This is a genomic window from Roseovarius tibetensis (genome assembly GCF_050896375.1).
Classification (GTDB): Bacteria; Pseudomonadota; Alphaproteobacteria; order Rhodobacterales; family Rhodobacteraceae; genus Roseovarius; species Roseovarius tibetensis.
In genome coordinates this window covers 193,926-210,637 of record NZ_JBPBBB010000004.1, presented here as the reverse complement: position 1 = coordinate 210,637, position 16,712 = coordinate 193,926, and the positions used below count along the sequence as shown (strand labels likewise).

General features: G+C 64.9%; 19 protein-coding genes. 4 read left to right on the top strand and 15 right to left on the bottom strand.

The features are described 5' to 3' along the window. Positions 1 to 78 precede the first annotated feature (78 nt). The 6 genes from ACROSR_RS05050 to ACROSR_RS05025 all read right to left on the bottom strand — a co-directional run bounded on the left by ACROSR_RS05050 (position 79) and on the right by ACROSR_RS05025 (position 5,079). The gene (locus tag ACROSR_RS05050; RefSeq protein ID WP_432682687.1) at positions 79 to 276 is read right to left on the bottom strand and encodes a DUF2065 domain-containing protein; all 198 of its coding nucleotides are present in this window, start codon (positions 274 to 276) and stop codon (positions 79 to 81) included. After that, positions 273 to 1,154: a protease modulator HflC gene (hflC, locus tag ACROSR_RS05045; protein WP_432682685.1), complete on the bottom strand. Its 882-nt coding sequence runs from the start codon at positions 1,152 to 1,154 to the stop codon at positions 273 to 275. Before hflC ends, ACROSR_RS05050 begins: the two co-directional genes overlap by 4 nt. Before the next feature lie 4 nt (positions 1,155 to 1,158). After that, positions 1,159 to 2,349 (bottom strand): FtsH protease activity modulator HflK, encoded by a 1,191-nt coding sequence (gene hflK / locus ACROSR_RS05040; protein WP_432682683.1) that lies wholly within the window; start codon positions 2,347 to 2,349, stop codon positions 1,159 to 1,161. 70 nt (positions 2,350 to 2,419) lie between these two features. After that, positions 2,420 to 3,775, bottom strand: coding sequence for a glutathione-disulfide reductase (gene gor, locus ACROSR_RS05035; protein ID WP_432682681.1), 1,356 nt, complete (start codon positions 3,773 to 3,775; stop codon positions 2,420 to 2,422). Between the two features lie 13 nt (positions 3,776 to 3,788). After that, positions 3,789 to 4,577: a ribose-5-phosphate isomerase RpiA gene (gene rpiA / locus ACROSR_RS05030; protein WP_432682680.1), complete on the bottom strand. Its 789-nt coding sequence runs from the start codon at positions 4,575 to 4,577 to the stop codon at positions 3,789 to 3,791. A gap of 76 nt (positions 4,578 to 4,653) precedes the next feature. Next, the gene (locus tag ACROSR_RS05025) at positions 4,654 to 5,079 is read right to left on the bottom strand and encodes a tellurite resistance TerB family protein (protein ID WP_432682679.1); all 426 of its coding nucleotides are present in this window, start codon (positions 5,077 to 5,079) and stop codon (positions 4,654 to 4,656) included. A 118-nt stretch (positions 5,080 to 5,197) separates the two neighbouring features. Between ACROSR_RS05025 and ACROSR_RS05020 the strand changes: the two genes are divergently transcribed. Together ACROSR_RS05020 and ACROSR_RS05015 are read left to right on the top strand one after the other, a co-directional pair. Further along, positions 5,198 to 6,772: a lysine--tRNA ligase gene (locus tag ACROSR_RS05020; protein WP_432682678.1), complete on the top strand. Its 1,575-nt coding sequence runs from the start codon at positions 5,198 to 5,200 to the stop codon at positions 6,770 to 6,772. A gap of 61 nt (positions 6,773 to 6,833) precedes the next feature. Beyond that, positions 6,834 to 7,241: a c-type cytochrome gene (locus ACROSR_RS05015; RefSeq protein WP_432682677.1), complete on the top strand. Its 408-nt coding sequence runs from the start codon at positions 6,834 to 6,836 to the stop codon at positions 7,239 to 7,241. 181 nt (positions 7,242 to 7,422) lie between these two features. On the opposite strand, the gene ACROSR_RS05010 is transcribed toward ACROSR_RS05015, so the two are convergent. The 6 genes from ACROSR_RS05010 to ACROSR_RS04985 form a co-directional block, all read right to left on the bottom strand. Beyond that, entirely contained in the window at positions 7,423 to 7,749 is a 327-nt protein-coding gene (locus ACROSR_RS05010; RefSeq protein ID WP_432682676.1) for a DUF3775 domain-containing protein, read from the bottom strand. Positions 7,750 to 7,816: 67 nt separating this feature from the next. Next, positions 7,817 to 8,551 carry an SDR family NAD(P)-dependent oxidoreductase gene (locus tag ACROSR_RS05005; protein ID WP_432682675.1) on the bottom strand — a complete coding sequence of 245 codons (735 nt, stop codon included), beginning with the start codon at positions 8,549 to 8,551 and terminating at the stop codon, positions 7,817 to 7,819. Beyond that, the gene (locus ACROSR_RS05000) at positions 8,548 to 9,108 is read right to left on the bottom strand and encodes a DUF3833 family protein (protein ID WP_432682674.1); all 561 of its coding nucleotides are present in this window, start codon (positions 9,106 to 9,108) and stop codon (positions 8,548 to 8,550) included. Before ACROSR_RS05000 ends, ACROSR_RS05005 begins: the two co-directional genes overlap by 4 nt. A gap of 2 nt (positions 9,109 to 9,110) precedes the next feature. After that, a complete protein-coding gene (locus ACROSR_RS04995) occupies positions 9,111 to 10,352 on the bottom strand; it encodes an MFS transporter (RefSeq protein WP_432682673.1) in 1,242 nt (413 codons plus the stop codon). Next, on the bottom strand, positions 10,349 to 11,104 hold the full coding sequence (locus tag ACROSR_RS04990) for a DUF1365 domain-containing protein (protein ID WP_432682672.1): 756 nt from the start codon (positions 11,102 to 11,104) through the stop codon (positions 10,349 to 10,351). Before ACROSR_RS04990 ends, ACROSR_RS04995 begins: the two co-directional genes overlap by 4 nt. Continuing rightward, a complete protein-coding gene (locus ACROSR_RS04985) occupies positions 11,101 to 12,399 on the bottom strand; it encodes an NAD(P)/FAD-dependent oxidoreductase (RefSeq protein ID WP_432682671.1) in 1,299 nt (432 codons plus the stop codon). Before ACROSR_RS04985 ends, ACROSR_RS04990 begins: the two co-directional genes overlap by 4 nt. A gap of 215 nt (positions 12,400 to 12,614) precedes the next feature. On the opposite strand from ACROSR_RS04985, the gene ACROSR_RS04980 reads away from it, so the two are divergent. Beyond that, the gene (locus ACROSR_RS04980) at positions 12,615 to 13,175 is read left to right on the top strand and encodes a sigma-70 family RNA polymerase sigma factor (RefSeq protein ID WP_432682670.1); all 561 of its coding nucleotides are present in this window, start codon (positions 12,615 to 12,617) and stop codon (positions 13,173 to 13,175) included. Positions 13,176 to 13,180: 5 nt separating this feature from the next. Beyond that, positions 13,181 to 13,849: a ChrR family anti-sigma-E factor gene (locus tag ACROSR_RS04975; protein WP_432682669.1), complete on the top strand. Its 669-nt coding sequence runs from the start codon at positions 13,181 to 13,183 to the stop codon at positions 13,847 to 13,849. 167 nt (positions 13,850 to 14,016) lie between these two features. Here ACROSR_RS04975 and ACROSR_RS04970 read toward each other — a convergent pair whose 3' ends face one another. The 3 genes from ACROSR_RS04970 to ACROSR_RS04960 all read right to left on the bottom strand — a co-directional run bounded on the left by ACROSR_RS04970 (position 14,017) and on the right by ACROSR_RS04960 (position 16,560). Then, on the bottom strand, positions 14,017 to 14,772 hold the full coding sequence (locus ACROSR_RS04970; protein ID WP_432682668.1) for a GGDEF domain-containing protein: 756 nt from the start codon (positions 14,770 to 14,772) through the stop codon (positions 14,017 to 14,019). A gap of 158 nt (positions 14,773 to 14,930) precedes the next feature. After that, complete coding sequence (locus tag ACROSR_RS04965) at positions 14,931 to 16,310, bottom strand: DNA-packaging protein (protein WP_490166892.1); 1,380 nt, start codon at positions 16,308 to 16,310, stop codon at positions 14,931 to 14,933. Next, a complete protein-coding gene (locus ACROSR_RS04960; RefSeq protein ID WP_432682667.1) occupies positions 16,210 to 16,560 on the bottom strand; it encodes a hypothetical protein in 351 nt (116 codons plus the stop codon). The genes ACROSR_RS04965 and ACROSR_RS04960 overlap by 101 nt, the downstream gene beginning before the upstream one ends. Positions 16,561 to 16,712 lie beyond the last annotated feature (152 nt).

Sequence of the window (16,712 nt, the reverse complement as noted above, 5' to 3'; positions counted from 1 at the left end):
CCGGATCGACGAACTCCTCCCTTGGAACTTCCAGACGTCAAGCTGAAAAGCCCGTGGGGCCCAGCTGGCGCTTACAATTCAAGCGCCAAGCGTCTTGGCGGCCCAGACCAGCACCAGCCCGATGACAAGCGCCAGAAGCCCCATCAGCCGCCGCGCCTCGGGCGGGATGGCGGCGAGCGCCGCAAGCATCTGGTCAATAAGCGAAGGGGCCAGTGCATAGACCAGCCCCTCGACAATCAGTACAAGCCCGAGGGCCAGAAGCGCCGTCTCGATCATTGATCGGGATTGGCCGAGCGCAGGTAGTCGAAGAATTCGCTGTCCGGCGTCATGACCATCGACGAATTGCCCCCGCGCAGGGCGCGTTGATACGCCTCCAGCGACCGGTAGAAGGCGAAGAACTCTTCATCGGCGCCATAGGCCTCCGCATAGATCCGGTTGCGTTCGGCGTCGGCCTCGCCTCGGACGACCTGCGCCTCGCGTTCGGCATCCGAAATCGTTTCGGTCACCGTCCGGTCGGCCAGTGCGCGCACGCGCTGCGCGGCCTCGTTACCGCGGGCGATCTCGTCTGCGGCCTCGCGGTTACGTTCCGCGCGCATCCGCGCGAAGGTCGCCTCGAGGTTCTGATCGGGCAGGTTGGTCTTTTTCAGACGCACGTCCACCACTTCGAGGCCCAGTCCCTGAGCGCTCGCCTGCGCGTTTTCGCGGATGCGGTTCATCAGCGACCGGCGTTCCTGCGACAGGATTGTGTTCGACGTCACCTGATCGGCGCCCAGCACCTCGCGGATCTGCGCGTTGAGGATCGACGACAGCCTGTCCTCGGCGGTGCGCACCCCGCCCACGCCGACGGCCTGCCGAAACTGCACCACGTCGCGGATGCGGTAGCGGGTAAAGGCGTCGACAACGAGGCGGCGGTCATCCGACGGCGTCACCTCGATGATGTCGGTATCCAGCGACAGGATTCGCGCGTCGTAGCGAACGACCTCCTGAATGAACGGGATCTTGAACGCGAGGCCCGGCTCGGACTTGACCTGCTTGATCTGACCGAATTGCAGCACCAGCACGCGCTCGCGCTCGTCTACGACGAAAATCGAGGACAAGCCGAGGAATAGCAGCACCACCACGGCCGGGATAATCAGTTTCAACTTGTTGCTCATCGGATCAGTTCCCCTGATTGCTGCTGCCGCTGCTCGAATTCGAGCCGCTGTCGCTCATGCTCGTGCGGTTGCGGTTGAGTTCGTTCAGCGGAAGATACGGCACCACGTTGTTGCCACCTTCGCCGCCGGCGATGGATTCATCGAGGATGGTCTTGTCGATATCGCCAAGCACCTCTTCCATTGTCTCGAGATAAAGACGCTTGCGCGTCACCTCGGGGGCATTCGAGTATTCGCTCAGGACCGAGGTGAAACGGCTTGCGTCACCGCGCGCCTCGTTGACGACGCGGGCACGGTAACCTTCGGACTGTTCCAGGATCTGCGCGGCCTCACCGCGGGCCTCGGCCAGCACGCGGTTGGCATAGGCGTCTGCCTGACGCTGCAGCCTGTCACGCTCTTGCTCGGCGGCCTGCACCTCGCGGAAGGAGTCGATCACCTCTTGCGGCGGGTCGGCCGTGTCGAGGTTCACCCGCACAATGTTGATGCCGCTTTCGTATTCGTTCAGCGTCGCCTGAATGTCTTCATGCGCGGTATCGGCGATGATCCCCCGATCCCGGTTGAGGATTGGGCCAAGGTTAGAGGCCGCGATGATCTCGCGCATCACCGATTCGGATGCCGCTTGCACGGTCAGTTGAGGATCGCGGATGTTGAACAGCAGCCTCGAAGGGTCGGCCACGTTCCAGACCACCTGGAAGTCGATATTGACGATATTGGCGTCGGTCGTCAGCATCAAACCCTCGTCGCGCCCGCCACCGCTGCGGCCGATCTGCTCGGTCCGCTCGGAGGTGACGTTGATAACCTCGGCGGTGACCAGCGGCCACGGCGCGAAGTTCAAACCGGGCTCGCCGATACTGGAGAACGAGCCGAGAAACAGCTCGACCGATTGTTCCTCGGGCTTGACGGTGTAGACGCTCGCGAACACCCAGACCGCGACCGCACCCAACGCCGCGAGGCCGATGGTGCCGCGTCCGAATTGCGGACCCTCGCCACCGCCGGAACCACCGCCAGAGCCGTTGCCGCCGCGGCCCCCCATCAGGACCTTGAGACGCTCCTGACCCTTGCGGACCAGATCGTCGATTTCGGGCATTTGCGGCCCACCGTCGGGCGGCCGTCGTCCGCCGCCAGTGTTGCGACCGCGGTCGTCTCCGCCGCCGCCCGAATTGCCGCCGCCCCAAGGGCCGCCAGAATTTCCAGCCATGCGTGTATTATCCTCTTCCATTTCCGTCTATCACGGACCTCGACTTAACCTGTGCAGGACAGGCCAAAAATCAAGCCGTTTCGACCGGGGTTTTCAATGTGACAAGTTCCTCCGACATGGTCGGATGCACCGCGACGGTGCGATCGAAGTCTTCCTTGGTGGCACCCATCTTGACCGCGATCCCGGCCAGCTGGATCATCTCACCGGCGCCGGGGGCCACGATGTGACACCCCAGCACGCGCCGCGTGGCGCGACTGACGATCAGTTTCATCAGCGCGCGGTCGGGCCGCCCGGCAAAGGCGGTCTGCATCGGCTTGAAGGACGTAGTGTAGACATCCACGGGCTCTTGCGTGCGGGCATCCTCCTCGCTGAGGCCCACGGTGCCCATTTCGGGCTGCGTGAAGATCGCCGTCGGTATGAGCTCGTGATCGACCGGTGTGGGGTTGCCGCCGAACACCGTCTCGACAAAGGCCATGCCCTCGCGGATCGCCACCGGCGTCAGGTTGACGCGGTCGGTCACGTCGCCGATGGCGTAGATCGACGGCACGCCGGTCTGGCTGTACGCGTCGACCAGAATCTCGCCGTTGCGGCCAAGCGTCACGCCCGCGTCCTCCAGCCCCAACTGCTGCGTGTTGGGCGCGCGTCCGGTGGCGACCATGACCTCGCCGAAGGTCGCCTCGGTGCCGTTCGTCGCGCTGACACGGTAGCCGCCCTCGACCGGCTCCATCGACTTGATATTGGTGCCAAGGTGCAGGTCGACGCCTGACTGGATCATCTCGTCAGAGACCAGCCCGCGCGCCTCCTCGTCGAAGCCGCGCAGGATCTGCGCACCGCGGTAGAATTGCGTCACCTGCACGCCAAGGCCGTTCAGGATGCAGGCGAATTCACAGGCGATGTAGCCGCCCCCGACGATCAGGATGGATTTGGGAAGCCGGTCGAGATGGAAGATCTCGTTCGAGGTTATGGCGTGCTCGGCCCCCGGCAGGTCGGGCTTTACCGGCCAGCCGCCGGTCGCGATCAGGATATGCGCGGCGCTTTTGCGGGTGCCGTCGGCCAGTTCGACCGTGTGGGGATCAACCAACCGCGCGCGGGTGTCGTAGGTCTCGACCCCGGCCTTGTGCAGGTTGCCGCGATAGATCTCTTCCAGCCGGTCAAGCTCGGCATGCAGCCTGGTGCGAAACGCCGGCCAGTCGAACCCGCCGGCATGCACGGTCCAGCCATAGGACTGTGCATCGGCCATCGCGGGACGGTATTCGCTGGCGAACACCATGAGTTTTTTCGGGACGCAGCCACGGATCACGCAGGTGCCGCCGTACCGGCTTTCCTCGGCCAGCGCCACGTGCGCGCCGCGCTGCGACGCCACGCGCGCCGCGCGCACCCCGCCAGAGCCGCCGCCAATCACGAACAGGTCGTAGTCGAATGCCATGCCGCCCCCCGCTTCAGTCGGTCAGATCGGTGAAAAGATTGTCGGTATCCGCGACCTCGAGCCGATCTTCCTCGACGGTTCCGGCGTTGATGTCGCGGGTCTCGACCCTGCCGTCGCCATGGCCGAGGATAACCACATCGCAGATGTCGAGGAAAAGTCCGTTCTCGACCACGCCCGGCGTCTGGTTGAGCGCCATGGCAAGTTGGTGCGCGTTGCCGATCCGCGACAGGTGCAGGTCGATGACATGATTGCCTTCATCGGTGACGAACGGCTGACCCGCGGTCATGCGCAATGTCGCCTCGCGACCCAGAACGTCCATGTTGACCAAAAGCTCCTCGACCTGCGCCTTTGTGGTCTGCCAGCCGAACGGGATCACCTCGATGGGCAGGGGAAACGCGCCAAGCGTCCCGACCTCCTTGCCGACATCGGCGATCACCACCATCCGGTCCGAGGCTGCCGCGACGATCTTTTCATGCAGCAGCGCGCCGCCGCCGCCCTTGATGAGGTCGAGATTGCCGTCGACCTCGTCGGCCCCGTCGATGGTCAGGTCCAGCCAGCGCGCCTCGTCCAGGGTGATCACCTCGATCCCCATCTCGCGCGCCAGACCGGCGGTGCGGGTCGAGGTCGGCACGCCGCGGATGCGCAGCCCGTCCTCGCGTACCAGCTCGCCCAGGGCGCGCACCATGCAGTCGGCCGTGCTGCCGGTGCCCAGCCCAACGCGCATCCCGTCCTCGACGAAATCGACCGAACGTTTCGCGGCCACGTATTTAGCCATGTCGATGGGCGACAATTCTGCGGTCATGGCAGCGGCTCCCGTCTGTTCCGCCGGCGGTATAGAAGAGATCGGCCCGATGTGCGAGGGGCAATCACGCCGCGCGTCACACCGTCAGGTGCCGCGCCCGCGCCCCGCGCTCGATCGCGGCGGCATGCAGCCGGTCGAGATCCAGCTCGTAGCGGATCTCTTCGAGCAGCCGCAACTCGCGCTCGTTGAGAGAACCGTCAGCCGCGGCCACATCGCAGGCCAGCGCATAGGCCGTCTCGTAAAGATGCTCGGGCAGGTTCTCGCGGATCAGGCCAAAAAGCGCATCCAGCCCGTCCTCGACGCTGAACAGATCGAACACCGTCTGCGACATGGTTCGCAGCCGGTCGAGATCGTAGGCGGCAAAGACAGGAAGGTTGTTGATCGTGCTCTCGATCTTGACAAGCTCGGCGGTGCGCATGTCCTCGTCCGAGGCCGCGATCGCGATCATGACCGCCACGAGGCAATCCTGCGGGGTCAGCGGATGGGGAAGCTGGTCGTTCATTCCGGGCCTTTCGGGGCAAGCTGTGTCGCGGCGCAGAATATTGACCTTTGCGGACCTCGGCAATAGGAACCGGCAATACCCCGCCGGCGGTTCGACCGGCGATGATGGAGACGTTCCGATGCCCGACCTGCGCGACGCCGCGATGAATTCGAAAGCCTGGCCTTTTGAAGAGGCGCGCCGCGTGCTCAAACGGTTCGAGAAGGGACCGCCCGAGAAGGGCCATGTCCTGTTCGAGACGGGCTACGGCCCCAGCGGATTACCACATATCGGCACGTTCGGCGAGGTTTTGCGCACCACGATGATCCGCCGCGCCTTCGAGGTGATCAGCGACATTCCAACCCGCCTGATCTGCTTTTCCGACGACCTCGACGGGATGCGCAAGGTGCCGGGCAACGTGCCGGACCCCGCGCAGTTGCAGCCGCATCTGCAAAAGCCGCTGACCGACGTGCCCGACCCGTTCGGCACGCATAAAAGTTTCGGTGCGCATAACAATGCCATGCTGCGGCGGTTTCTGGACACGTTCGGGTTCGAATACGAGTTCATCAGCGCGACCGAATTCTACCGCTCGGGGCAGTTCGACACGGTGCTGCGGCGTTGCACCGAACGCTATGACGACATCATGAAGATCATGCTGAAATCGTTGCGCGAGGAACGCCGCCAGACCTATTCGATCTTCCTGCCGATCCACCCCGAGACCGGGCGCGTGCTGTATGTCCCGATGAAGGATGTGAACCCGGTCGAGGCCACGGTGACCTTCGACGACGAGGACGGGCGCGAATGGACGCTGCCGGTAACGGGCGGAAACGTAAAGCTGCAATGGAAGCCCGATTTCGGCGCCCGGTGGGCCGCGCTTGGTGTGGATTTCGAGATGTACGGCAAGGACCACTCGACCAACACGCCGATCTATGACGGCATCTGCCGGACGCTTGGCACCCGCCCGCCCGAGCATTTCACCTACGAGCTGTTTCTGGATGCCAACGGCCAGAAGATCTCGAAATCCTCCGGCAACGGCATCTCGATCGACGAATGGTTGAGCTATGCGGCGACGGAAAGCCTGTCGTATTTCATGTACCAGAAACCCAAGACCGCCAAGAAGCTGCATTTCGACGTGATCCCGCGTGCGGTCGACGAATACCACCAGCAATTGCGCGCCTATCCCGGTCAGGACGTGACCCAGAAACTGGCCAATCCGGTGCATCATATCCACGAGGGGGACGTCCCCGAAAGCCGCATGGTCGTGCCGTTCTCGATGCTGCTGAACCTCGCCTCGGTCTCGGCGGCGCAGGACAAGGCCACGCTCTGGGGCTTCATCCGGCGTTACGCCCCCGACGCGAGCGCCGAGACGCATCCCGATCTCGACGCGGCGGCGGGCTACGCGGTGCGCTATTACGAGGATTTCGTCGCCCCCGCCAAAAGCTACCGCGCCCCCACCACGTTGGAGCGTGAAGCGCTGACCGAGTTGCGCGACCGGCTGTCGGCCTATGACGGCCCGGTCGAGGACGAAGCGCTGCAATCCATCGTCTACGACGTCGGGCGCGACCGCTTCGACCCGCTGCGCGACTGGTTCAAGGCCCTCTACGAGGTGCTTCTGGGCGCCAGCCAGGGCCCGCGTTTCGGTGGCTTCATCGCGCTTTACGGCGTGGACGAGACCGCGACGCTGATAGACCGCGCGCTGGCCGAGGAATTGGCCTGATCTGGATCATTGCGGGGCCGCGGCGCCCTTGCTACGGTTTCGCAAAACGAAAGGCGAAACGATGCGGACAGTTCTGGTTCTGATGACGGTGGCCCTTGCGGCCTGCGCGCATGACGTCGTCACACGCGACATGCCCGACGCGCGCGAGGGTGCGGCGCTTTATGCCGAAAACTGCGCACAATGCCACGGGCCCGCTGGCAAGGGCGACGGCCCCTGGGCCGCCGGCATGACGCCACCACCCTCGGACCTTACGCGGCTGACGATGGACGGCGCGTTCCCGCGCGCGCATGTGCTGTCGGTGATCGACGGCTATGACCGCACCGGCCTGCCGGGCAAGGAGATGCCGGAGTTCGGCGCGCTGCTGGAGGGCGACACCGTGCCGATCGATGTCGGCGACGGGGTGCTGACGCCGACGCCACGCCCGCTGGCGGCCCTGCTGGCCTACCTGGAAAGCATCCAGAAAGGGTAATCCGGCGAAGCCGCCTTGCGCCGAATCAAGAGGCCGCGCAGCGCCGGGGCGACCGCCGGCACGGCGATTTATCTGTCGTCAGCGCAACGCATAGGCGTTGTCCGGACCTGGCCGGCATAAAGTGCAGTGTCCGGCCTGTCGGATCGCCATACTACAGACAGTCGATGCGCGAGTCATCACCTTACCCGCCCCGGATCAGGTCGTCCTCGTCCTCGGACGCCGACAGCCCAAGTGCATCCAGCCCGTTTTCAAGATGATCGGAAAGGTGCGGTGTCCCGAGAAGATAATCGGCGCAGGGCGTTGTCGCCTCTTGGTACGCGGTGCGCCGCGCCTCGTCGTATTCCCCGGCGTCAAACGTGCCGCGCCCGATCCACATGACGGCCACGAGGCTCGCCTGTTCCTCTTCCGTCATGCGGTCGATGAAGGCGCGCAACTCGCGCTCGGCGCGGCCAAGCTCTCGTGCCATCAGCACGACCTGTGCGATCTTGTTCACGGTGATGTCCAGCATGGGCCCTCTCCTTTGCGCGCTATCATGCCACAGATTCCCCTGCGGGCAGAGACCCTTTGCGACGGCCTCAGGCGAAGAGGCGATAATAGGCCCAGTCCGGCAGAAACCGCGACAAGCGGAAAACATAGCTGAACAGATGCGGAAAGTGGCGCTGGAATGCGCTATCGTTCTGCATCAGGGCGAACATCTCGTCCGCCGCCTGTTCGGGCGACATCAGGAACGGCATGTGAAAATCGTTCTTGTCCGTCAGCCGCGTCTTGATGAAACCGGGATTGGCCAGTTGCACGCGCACGCCCGTGCGCCACAGGTCGGCGCGCATCGATTCCGCCAGATGCATCACCCCGGCCTTGGACGAGGCATAGCCGATTGCACCGGGCAATCCGCGAAACCCCGACAGCGATCCGGTCAGGACGATGTGGCCCGAATCACGCGCCACCATGCCGGGAACCACCTGCCCCAGCACGCGCACCGCGCCGGTGAAATTCACATCCGCCATCGCGGTGACCTCTTCGGGCGTCCACAGGGTCGAGGGCTGCGGCCAGTACACCCCGGCCAGATAGACCATGCCATCGATCTCGCCCACGGTCTTTGCCGCCTCGGCCACGCTGGCATCGTCGCTGACATCCATCGCGACGGCACGGGCCCGTCCCGGCAGGGCCTCGACCAGCTCGGCCAGCCTGTCGGCATTGCGTGCCGAGACGATCACCTCGGCGCCCATGCGGCTGATCCTGTGCGCCAGCGCCGCGCCGAGCCCCTCGCTGGCCCCCACGAGCCAGTACCGCTTTCCTTGCCATTCGGTCATGCATCCACCCTTTGCAACGTCGCCACCAGTTCCGCCACCTTGATCCCGAACTTGCGGAACTGGCTGCGATTCACGACCACGCCGGCCGGCGTGACATACATCCAGTCGGTCACGCCAAGGACATGTCCACCCGCCTCTTTCGGCAGGCGGATCTTGTAGCACAGGCGCAGGCTCGCACCGCTTTGCCGGCCCGTGCCCGTGCCCACAAGGTCGTCTGCGTCGGCCCGGACATTCCCGTCGCCGGTCAGTTCCAGCCGCCATTCGCGGTCCTGCGTGTTGCCGCTGTCATACCGGAAATGCTCTGTCATCACGCCGCGATTGCCGTTCCAGCGGCCCTCGAAATCCCCAGAAAACCGCGAGGCGACACGCCCGAGCGGGCCGTAGATCACGCCCTCGCACCGGATCGGCCCATCAAGATGCGTCCGCAGATCGAAGGCCGGGGCGGTGCCCGCGTAATCCTCGGGGCGCTGCGCGGCAAAGCTCGCGGCCCGCGCCCGCAGCAGGACGATAGCCAGCACGAGAGCGGCCCCCAAAAGCATGTACGCCAAAGCGGTCATCGTCATCCCCTTTCGTCGATCGGTGTCCGGGCCAGAAGCGCGATGGCCGCAAGTTTGAGCAGGCAGGGCAAACCGCCATACAGCAGGCTGAGCAGGCGCAAGGCGTCCGCGTCATTGTCCGTCCCGGCCTCGAACCCGCCGGTCTGCAACACCGGCAGCAACGATACCGCAGCCACCGCCAGCGTGAATTTCGACACGAAGGACCACAGGCCGAATCCCTCGGCCGCGCCGGGCGAGATATCCGACATGCGGCGCGCAAACAGCGCCGGCAGCAACGTCAGGTCCGCCCCCACCGCCGCGCCCGACAGCACGCAGATCACGCCGAACGCGACCAAGTCACCCGCGCCGAGGGTCACGGCCCAGGCAAAGACCCCGATCGCCAGAACCATCGCGCCCAGCAGAACGCGTTTCGCACCGTACATCTCGGCCAGCTTGCCCCACAGCGGCGCCGCAAGCGCGGCAGACAGGAAGAAGATCAGAAGGAACGGACCCTCCCATCCCGGTGCTTGCAGGCGGCTTTCGACGAAGAACAGAAACAGCGTCGAAGTGACCGCGACCGGGGCCGCGTTGAACAGCGCGACGAGCAGCAGGCGCCGCGCGATCGGGTCGCGCAAGACCGGCCCGAAACCGGTGCCGTCGGGCACATCCGCCGCCTGCCACTGGCCGGCCATTGCAACCACCGCCACAAGGGCAAGCCCCGCGAAGGCCACCGCGAAGCCCGTGTAACCGCCCAGCACCGTGGGCGCGACTGCGGCGGCGCAGATGCCGATCAGTGCGCCGGTTTCGCGCCAGCGCGCCAGTTGCAGATGGCCATTTCCGGGCAGATGCGCCGCGCTCGCGACGCCTTGGGCGTAGAAACAGATCGTCAGGTAACTGAAGCTGGAAAAGACCAGCGTGAGCATGGCGGCGAACCACCAAAGCGGCGGGATCGGCGGTGTCACCGCGAACAGCCCCAGCATCGCGGCAGCCATCAGCACCACGGCCGCCCAGACGCTGACGGCGCGATGCGCTTTGAGATACCCGCTCAGTCGGCCGAGGATTGGATCCTGGACCACATCCAGAAGCCGCAACACCCCCAGCATCGTGCCAAGGGCAGCCAGCGACACGCCGTATTCATCGACGTAGAACTTGGGCGCGTGGATATATAGCGGCAGCCCCGCCGACGCGATCAACGCGCCGAAAACGGCGAAACCGGGCAGGCGCGGCGCAAGCGCGGCCGGGGTGGCGGTGTCGGCAGGGCTCATCGGCTGACCTCTTTGGCGGGCGGGGGCGGCGGCGACCGGAAGGTCGCGCCCTTCCACCACAGCTTCAGTGCCTGCCAGTGGATCAGCGCCAGCACCCGGCGCGCCCCGAACGGGCGGCGCAGGAAGGCGGCGATCAGGCCGCGCGTCGTCAGCGGGCGGCGCGCGCCCACCAGTGTGGCGATCAGCCGGCCCTCGCCCCCCGAATAGTCGATCCAGATGCCGATCCGGTCGGGCCTCAGATCGAAGCGGAATTCGTACCCGCCGTCGATCTGCTGGAATGGCGAGACATAGAAAATCTTGGTGGCATGGATCCGGTCCTGCGGCGTGATCGGGCCCAGATCGTCGCGATGGCACAGATAGGAATGACGCCCGCCATAGGTGTTGCCGACCTCGGCGATGATGACACGCACATCTTCGGCCGCATCACGGCAGATCCAGAACGAGACCGGGTTGAACACATGGCCCAGCATCCGGGGCTGTGCCAGCAGCTCGATCCGCGCCGCATCGGGCAATCCTTGGTCGCGCAGCACCTCGCGCACCCAGACCGCCCCGCGACCGGCCTGCGGCGGGCCGCCATGGTCGAGGTCGCGGATCGACGCGAACCTGCCCCGGTTGCGTCCGAACAGGCGCGGCGCGACCACAGGCGCCTCGGCATCCAGCAAGACGTAATCGATGCCATAACGAAACACGTTCTCGACCGCCCCCTTGCGCCCGTGCCAGGTATGCCCTGCGATATGCTCAACCACTGTCATGCCGCGGCCACAGACAGATCGTGCCGCGCACAGATCGCCTCGGCCACGTCCAGACCGCTCGACAGCCCATCCTCGTGGAATCCGTGCCGCATCCAGGCGCCGCAGAACCACGTGTTGCGGCGTCCGTTGGCGGCCTTCAGGCGATCACGCGCCTCCAGCGCCGCAAGATCGTAGACCGGGTGGCGCAGGGTCGTCTGATCGTAGATCAGATCTTCGCGGATGGGGCGCGTGGTATTGAGCGTGACGAAATGCGGATCGTCGTGCGGGATCGGCTGAAGACTGTTCATCCAGTAGGTCAGGTCGATCTGTCCGCTGCGCTTGACCTTCGCCTCGGTGTAGTTCCACGACGACCAGACCGCGCGCCGCTTGGGCATGACCGAGGCATCGGCATGCAGGGTGATGTCGTTGGGCTGGTACCTGATGGCGCCCAGATCCGCGCGCTCTGTCTCGTCGGGATCCGCGAGCAGCCGCAGCGCGTCGTCGCCATGCGCGGCGATCACGACTTCGTCGAACATCTCCCAGTCGCCGCCCTGCGCACGCACCTGCACCCCGTCCTCGACGCGGGCGACCCCAGCGACCGGACTGCCGAGCCGGATATCGACGCCCTTGGCACGCATCGCCTGCTCCAGCCGGCTGACATAGGACACCGACCCGCCCTGGACCGTGTACCACTGATGCTGTTCGTCATAGCCGAGCAGACCGTGGTTCTTGAAGAACTGGACCATCGACAGCGCCGGAAAGTCGAGGATCTTCTCGACCGGCGTGGACCAGATCGCCCCCGAGAAGGGCTGCAGGTAGTAGTCGCGGAAATACCGCCCCAGCCGCATCTTGCGCGTCAGACCGTTTATCGTCAGCCCCGGTTCACGCGCGGCGTCCAGCGCTCCGGAATTGAAACGGAAGATATCGCGCAGCATGGTCAGGAAGCGCGGATTGAGCGCGTTACGCTTCTGCGCGAAAAAGGCCGCCGCTCCGTCCAGACCGTATTCCAGCGCCCCCCCGCGGATCGAGGCGCCAAAGCTCATGGTGCTTTTCACGACCGGCACGTCGAGCCGCTCGAACAACGCGGTCAGATGCGGATAGGTGGCGTAGTTGAACACGATGAACCCGGTATCGACGGGGCGGTCACCGTGCTTGCCCGCGATAATCGTGCGCGCATGTCCGCCAAGACGTGGCTCGGCCTCATACAGCACCACGTCGTGGGATTCTGAAAGACGCTCTGCCGCACCCATTCCGGAAATGCCGGCACCGATGACGGCAATTCGCCTGCGTGCGCAGGCATTCGTTTCAAAAGGCATGTGGTATTGCACCTGTTGGAGTGGAGTTTCTGGGTCGTGCTATCCGGTTTACGCCACTTGCGCGTCACCGGATTAGAAAGAGATTTTCGGACGTCGGGTGATCCGATCCGGTTGCGCCCCCGTAATGACACCAAGTAACGTACCGGATCTATCGCCCGTCGTTGCGATGCGTGATACGCACGGGTCGAAACAGCAGGTGCGGCAGGATTGGTGACGTGACATCGACGAACGAGAAACGCGAAGCAGAAAACGAGGACTGGGTGGCGTGCATTGCTCTCATACGTGATGACAGGGATGAACAGGCGTTCGCCCGGCTCTTCGCGCATTTCGCACCGCGGGTCAAAGGCTTCCTGATGCGGTCCGGATCGGACGCCACGCTGGCAGAGGAATGTACGCAAGAGGTGATGGCGACGCTCTGGCAAAAGGCGCATATGTTCGATCCGGCCCGCGCCACTGCGGCGACATGGATCTTCACGATCGCACGCAACCGAAAGATCGACGCGTTGCGCAAGCAGAAGCGGCCCGAGCCCGAGGACCTTCCGTGGGGCAACGAGGCGGAACCCGATCAGGCCGACGTGCTGGTGCTGCAACAGGAAAGTCATCAGCTTGGCGAGGCCATCTCGGCCCTGCCCGACAAGCAGCGCGTCCTGATCGAAAAGGCGTATTTCGGCGACCTGAGCCATTCCGAGATCGCCCAGCAAACCGGGCTTCCGCTCGGCACGATCAAATCCCGTATCCGACTGGCGCTCGATCGACTGCGCCACGAAATGAAGTGACAGCCATGACAGATAGCCAGATCAAACATCACCTCACCGACGCCTTGCTGATGGCATATTCCGCAGGCGTGCTGCCCGAGGCCTTCAGCCTGACTGTCGCGACGCATGTTTCCATGTGTGACGATTGCCGCGCCCGCCTCGGCGCGTTCGACTGCGTCGGCGGTGCGATGATCGAACGCAGCGCGACCGAAGATGTCGGCGAGGACAGCCTCGCGGCGACCATGGCGCTGATCCGCGCAGGCGGTCCGACCGACACGGGATCGACGCGACCCGCTGCCCGGCGGACTGGCTCAACGGTATTGCCCGCGCCGCTGCACGATTATGTCGGCGGCTCTCTGGACAACGTGCGTTGGCGTCTGGTGGGCATGGGTGTGAAACAGGCCATCCTGCCGACCTCGCGCGATGCCTCGGCGCGGCTTCTGTTCATTCCGGCAGGGGTGGCGGTTCCCGATCACGGGCACCGCGGCACCGAATTGACCCTCGTGCTGCAGGGCGCGTTCGTCGACGAGGTGGATCATTTCGGTCCCGGCGACATCGAGGTGGCCAACGAGGACCTTGATCATACGCCGATCGCCGACATCGGTGCAGACTGCATTTGCCTCGCGGCCACGGACGGCCCGCTTCGGTTCCGGTCCCTCATACCGCGGCTTGCTCAACCCTTCCTGCGAATCTGACGGCGCGCGGATGCGGGGTTTCAGGGTCGTGGATCGCTGTCACGATTGCGCAACCAGACGTCACGTGACAAAGCCTCGCAAACGATGTGTCATGCGGACGCGGCTCGCCTGGCCGTATGCGCAAAACCCACCGGGCTGATCTGCCATCAATTAAGTCCCCCCAAGGGTCATGATGCACGATTTCGGATTGGCGCGTACGTATCGCCCTCGCATTCCGGATCGTGCACGACGGCACGGTCGCGCCCGGCATGTTTGGCGCGGTAGAGCGCCCGGTCGGCCTGTTGCAGAACCGTGTCCACATCTTCGCCCCGCGACAGGGCGGCGACCCCGAAACTCGCGGTCAGTTGCAGGCTTTGCGCGCCAAAGAAGATCGGGCTTTTCCGGACGCGGCGGGCAAGCCGGTCCGCCACCGCATACCCGGCGTCCAGATCGGCGCCGCGCAGCACGATCACGAATTCCTCGCCCCCGAAGCGCGCCACGATATCCGCGTTGCGGCAGTTGCTTGTCAGGATCGCGGCGAATTGCCGAAGCGCCTGATCGCCGGCAAAATGCCCATGGCGATCATTGAACCCCTTGAAATGGTCGATATCCACGACGATCACCCCGCAGGGCACATCCTGCAATGCGCCGATCCTTTTGTAAAAGCTGGCGCGCGTATGGACGCCGGTCAGCAGATCGTGGTCCAGGGCATGTTCCAGACGCGTACTCAGGTCCTGCACCTCGCGTAACCGCCGTCCGATGATCCAGGTGATCGGCACCGCAATCATCAGCGCCATCGCCGCATCCGGCACAAGCGTACGCTTGACCAGATCGGGAGGCATGATGATCGACCGCAACACGAGGCTGAGCATCAGGACGGTAACCGAAACCACCACCGTGAAGCGAAATTGATCCTTGCGGGTTTTCAACTGCCAACCGATCATCGGGTCCCCTTTCAACACGGGGTCACGATGCCCGCCCGGCGTTAACGCGGGGTGCCTGCGGGGGCGGAAAGTCCCTAGGATTTTGGCAAAAACCGCGACAATGGCTCAGACCACACTTTTCGGGATGCGCCACCGGGGCGCATCCCGCAGTATGCGAGTCACACCGACCGCACACCTGGCCGGCGCCATTTGGCAGACGGCGTGACGATCAGGTCGGTCAGCGCCCAGACAAGGGCATCGGCCCGGTCGGGGCTGCCCTTGCCCTCGAAGCCGCGCGCGGTCATGGCGCACATCTGGTCTTCGAGGGCATTCAGCGCGCCGCCGTCGCGGACATGATGCACCCGCCCCTGCTCGTAGAGCGCTGCCACAGGCTCGGCCCGCGCGCCCTTGCCACGACCCGCATGCACCGACCGAAACGGCACCAGCGGGTCGATCTGGCGGATCACCTGTTCCACCATGTCGCCCCCCTGATTGACCTCGGCGACCAGCCGCTCGGCGCCCCAGTGCTCCATCGCGCGGATCGCGGCCTTGGCCCAGGCCGCTGGACTGGCGGCGCTGACGCTGGCATCGGCCAGCACATAGGCCCGCCAGTCCTGCACTGGACCTTGCGTGACCGCGCCCACCACCACGATTCCGCATTCATCCGACCCGGCATGGCCGGTGACCGGCGGATCGACCGCGACAACGATACGGTCGAGATCGGGCACCACGTCCAGCCGGCACGCCTCCAGCATCGCGGGCGTCCAGAGCGCGTCCTCGGCGGCATCGACCAGAACACCGTCCAGTTCCTGCCGACCCAGCCGCGTGCCCGCATAGCGCGCCCGCACCTCGTCGAGGAACCCGTCGGCGAGAAACGCCGCGTTGGCCTCGGTCGGCGCGCTGGTGACAACCGTGCTGTCGGCGGCCAGCACATCCTTCAGCACGCCCACGTTGCGCGGGGTCGTGGTCACGCAGACGCGCGGGTCGTCACCCAGCCGCAACCCGAATTGCAGCATGTCCCACGTCTCGCGCGCCTTTTTCCACTTGGCCAGTTCATCGACCCAGGCACCGTCGAATTGCGGCCCGCGCAACCCCTCGGGGTCATGCGCGGAAAATGCCTGCGCGGTGGCGCCGTTGGGCCAGACGAGGCGTTTGCGTGTGGCCTGCCATTCGGGGCGCCGGTCGGGCGGAGAGCACGCCATGATCCCGCTTTCGCCAAAGATCATCACGTCGCGCACCTGGTCAATGGTCTCGCCCACCAGCGCAAGGCGCGTGCAGCGCCCGGCATCCAGCGGGCGCGCGCCCTCGATCTGCGCGCGGACCCATTCGGCCCCGGCGCGCGTCTTGCCCGCGCCGCGCCCGCCCATCACAATCCACGTGCGCCAGTCGCCATCCGGCGGCAACTGGTGATCCAGCGCCCAGAAGTCGAAGATATAGGGCAGCGCCAGCAATTCACCGTCACTTAGAGCATCGAGGAAGGCGTCCTGAACATCTTGCCCTTCTGAGACGATCCATGCGGCACCCGATCTCAGTTCGGGCGTCGTCGAAATCGATGGCATATCCGTGGACGATGCCACGCTCTTGTCGCTTGCGTTTTTCAAGTTGCGCCTCCGCTTCTATTGCGATCTTCAGCCATTGCCGGATTTCCCCGGTGGCCTTGGTTGCGTTCTTCAGCTCGTCCAGATCCCCGGCCTTGATCCGCAGATACAGATCCTCCAGTTCCTCGCGCATATCCGCCAGTTGCCGCTCCAGCGCGTTGATAGAGGTCGTCAGGCCCGTGGGCCCCTCGTCGGGGGTGATCAAAACCATGCGTGCTCTTGCCTCATGCGATTATCTCTTCTTTCAGGGGAGCCCTCCGCCGTGCCGACATGAAAAAACGGCCACCGGGGTGTTCCCCGGGGCCGCTTGCCCACCTCGTCCAGCATGCCACAACCTATACGCGAGACCGCGCGGTGAGTCAA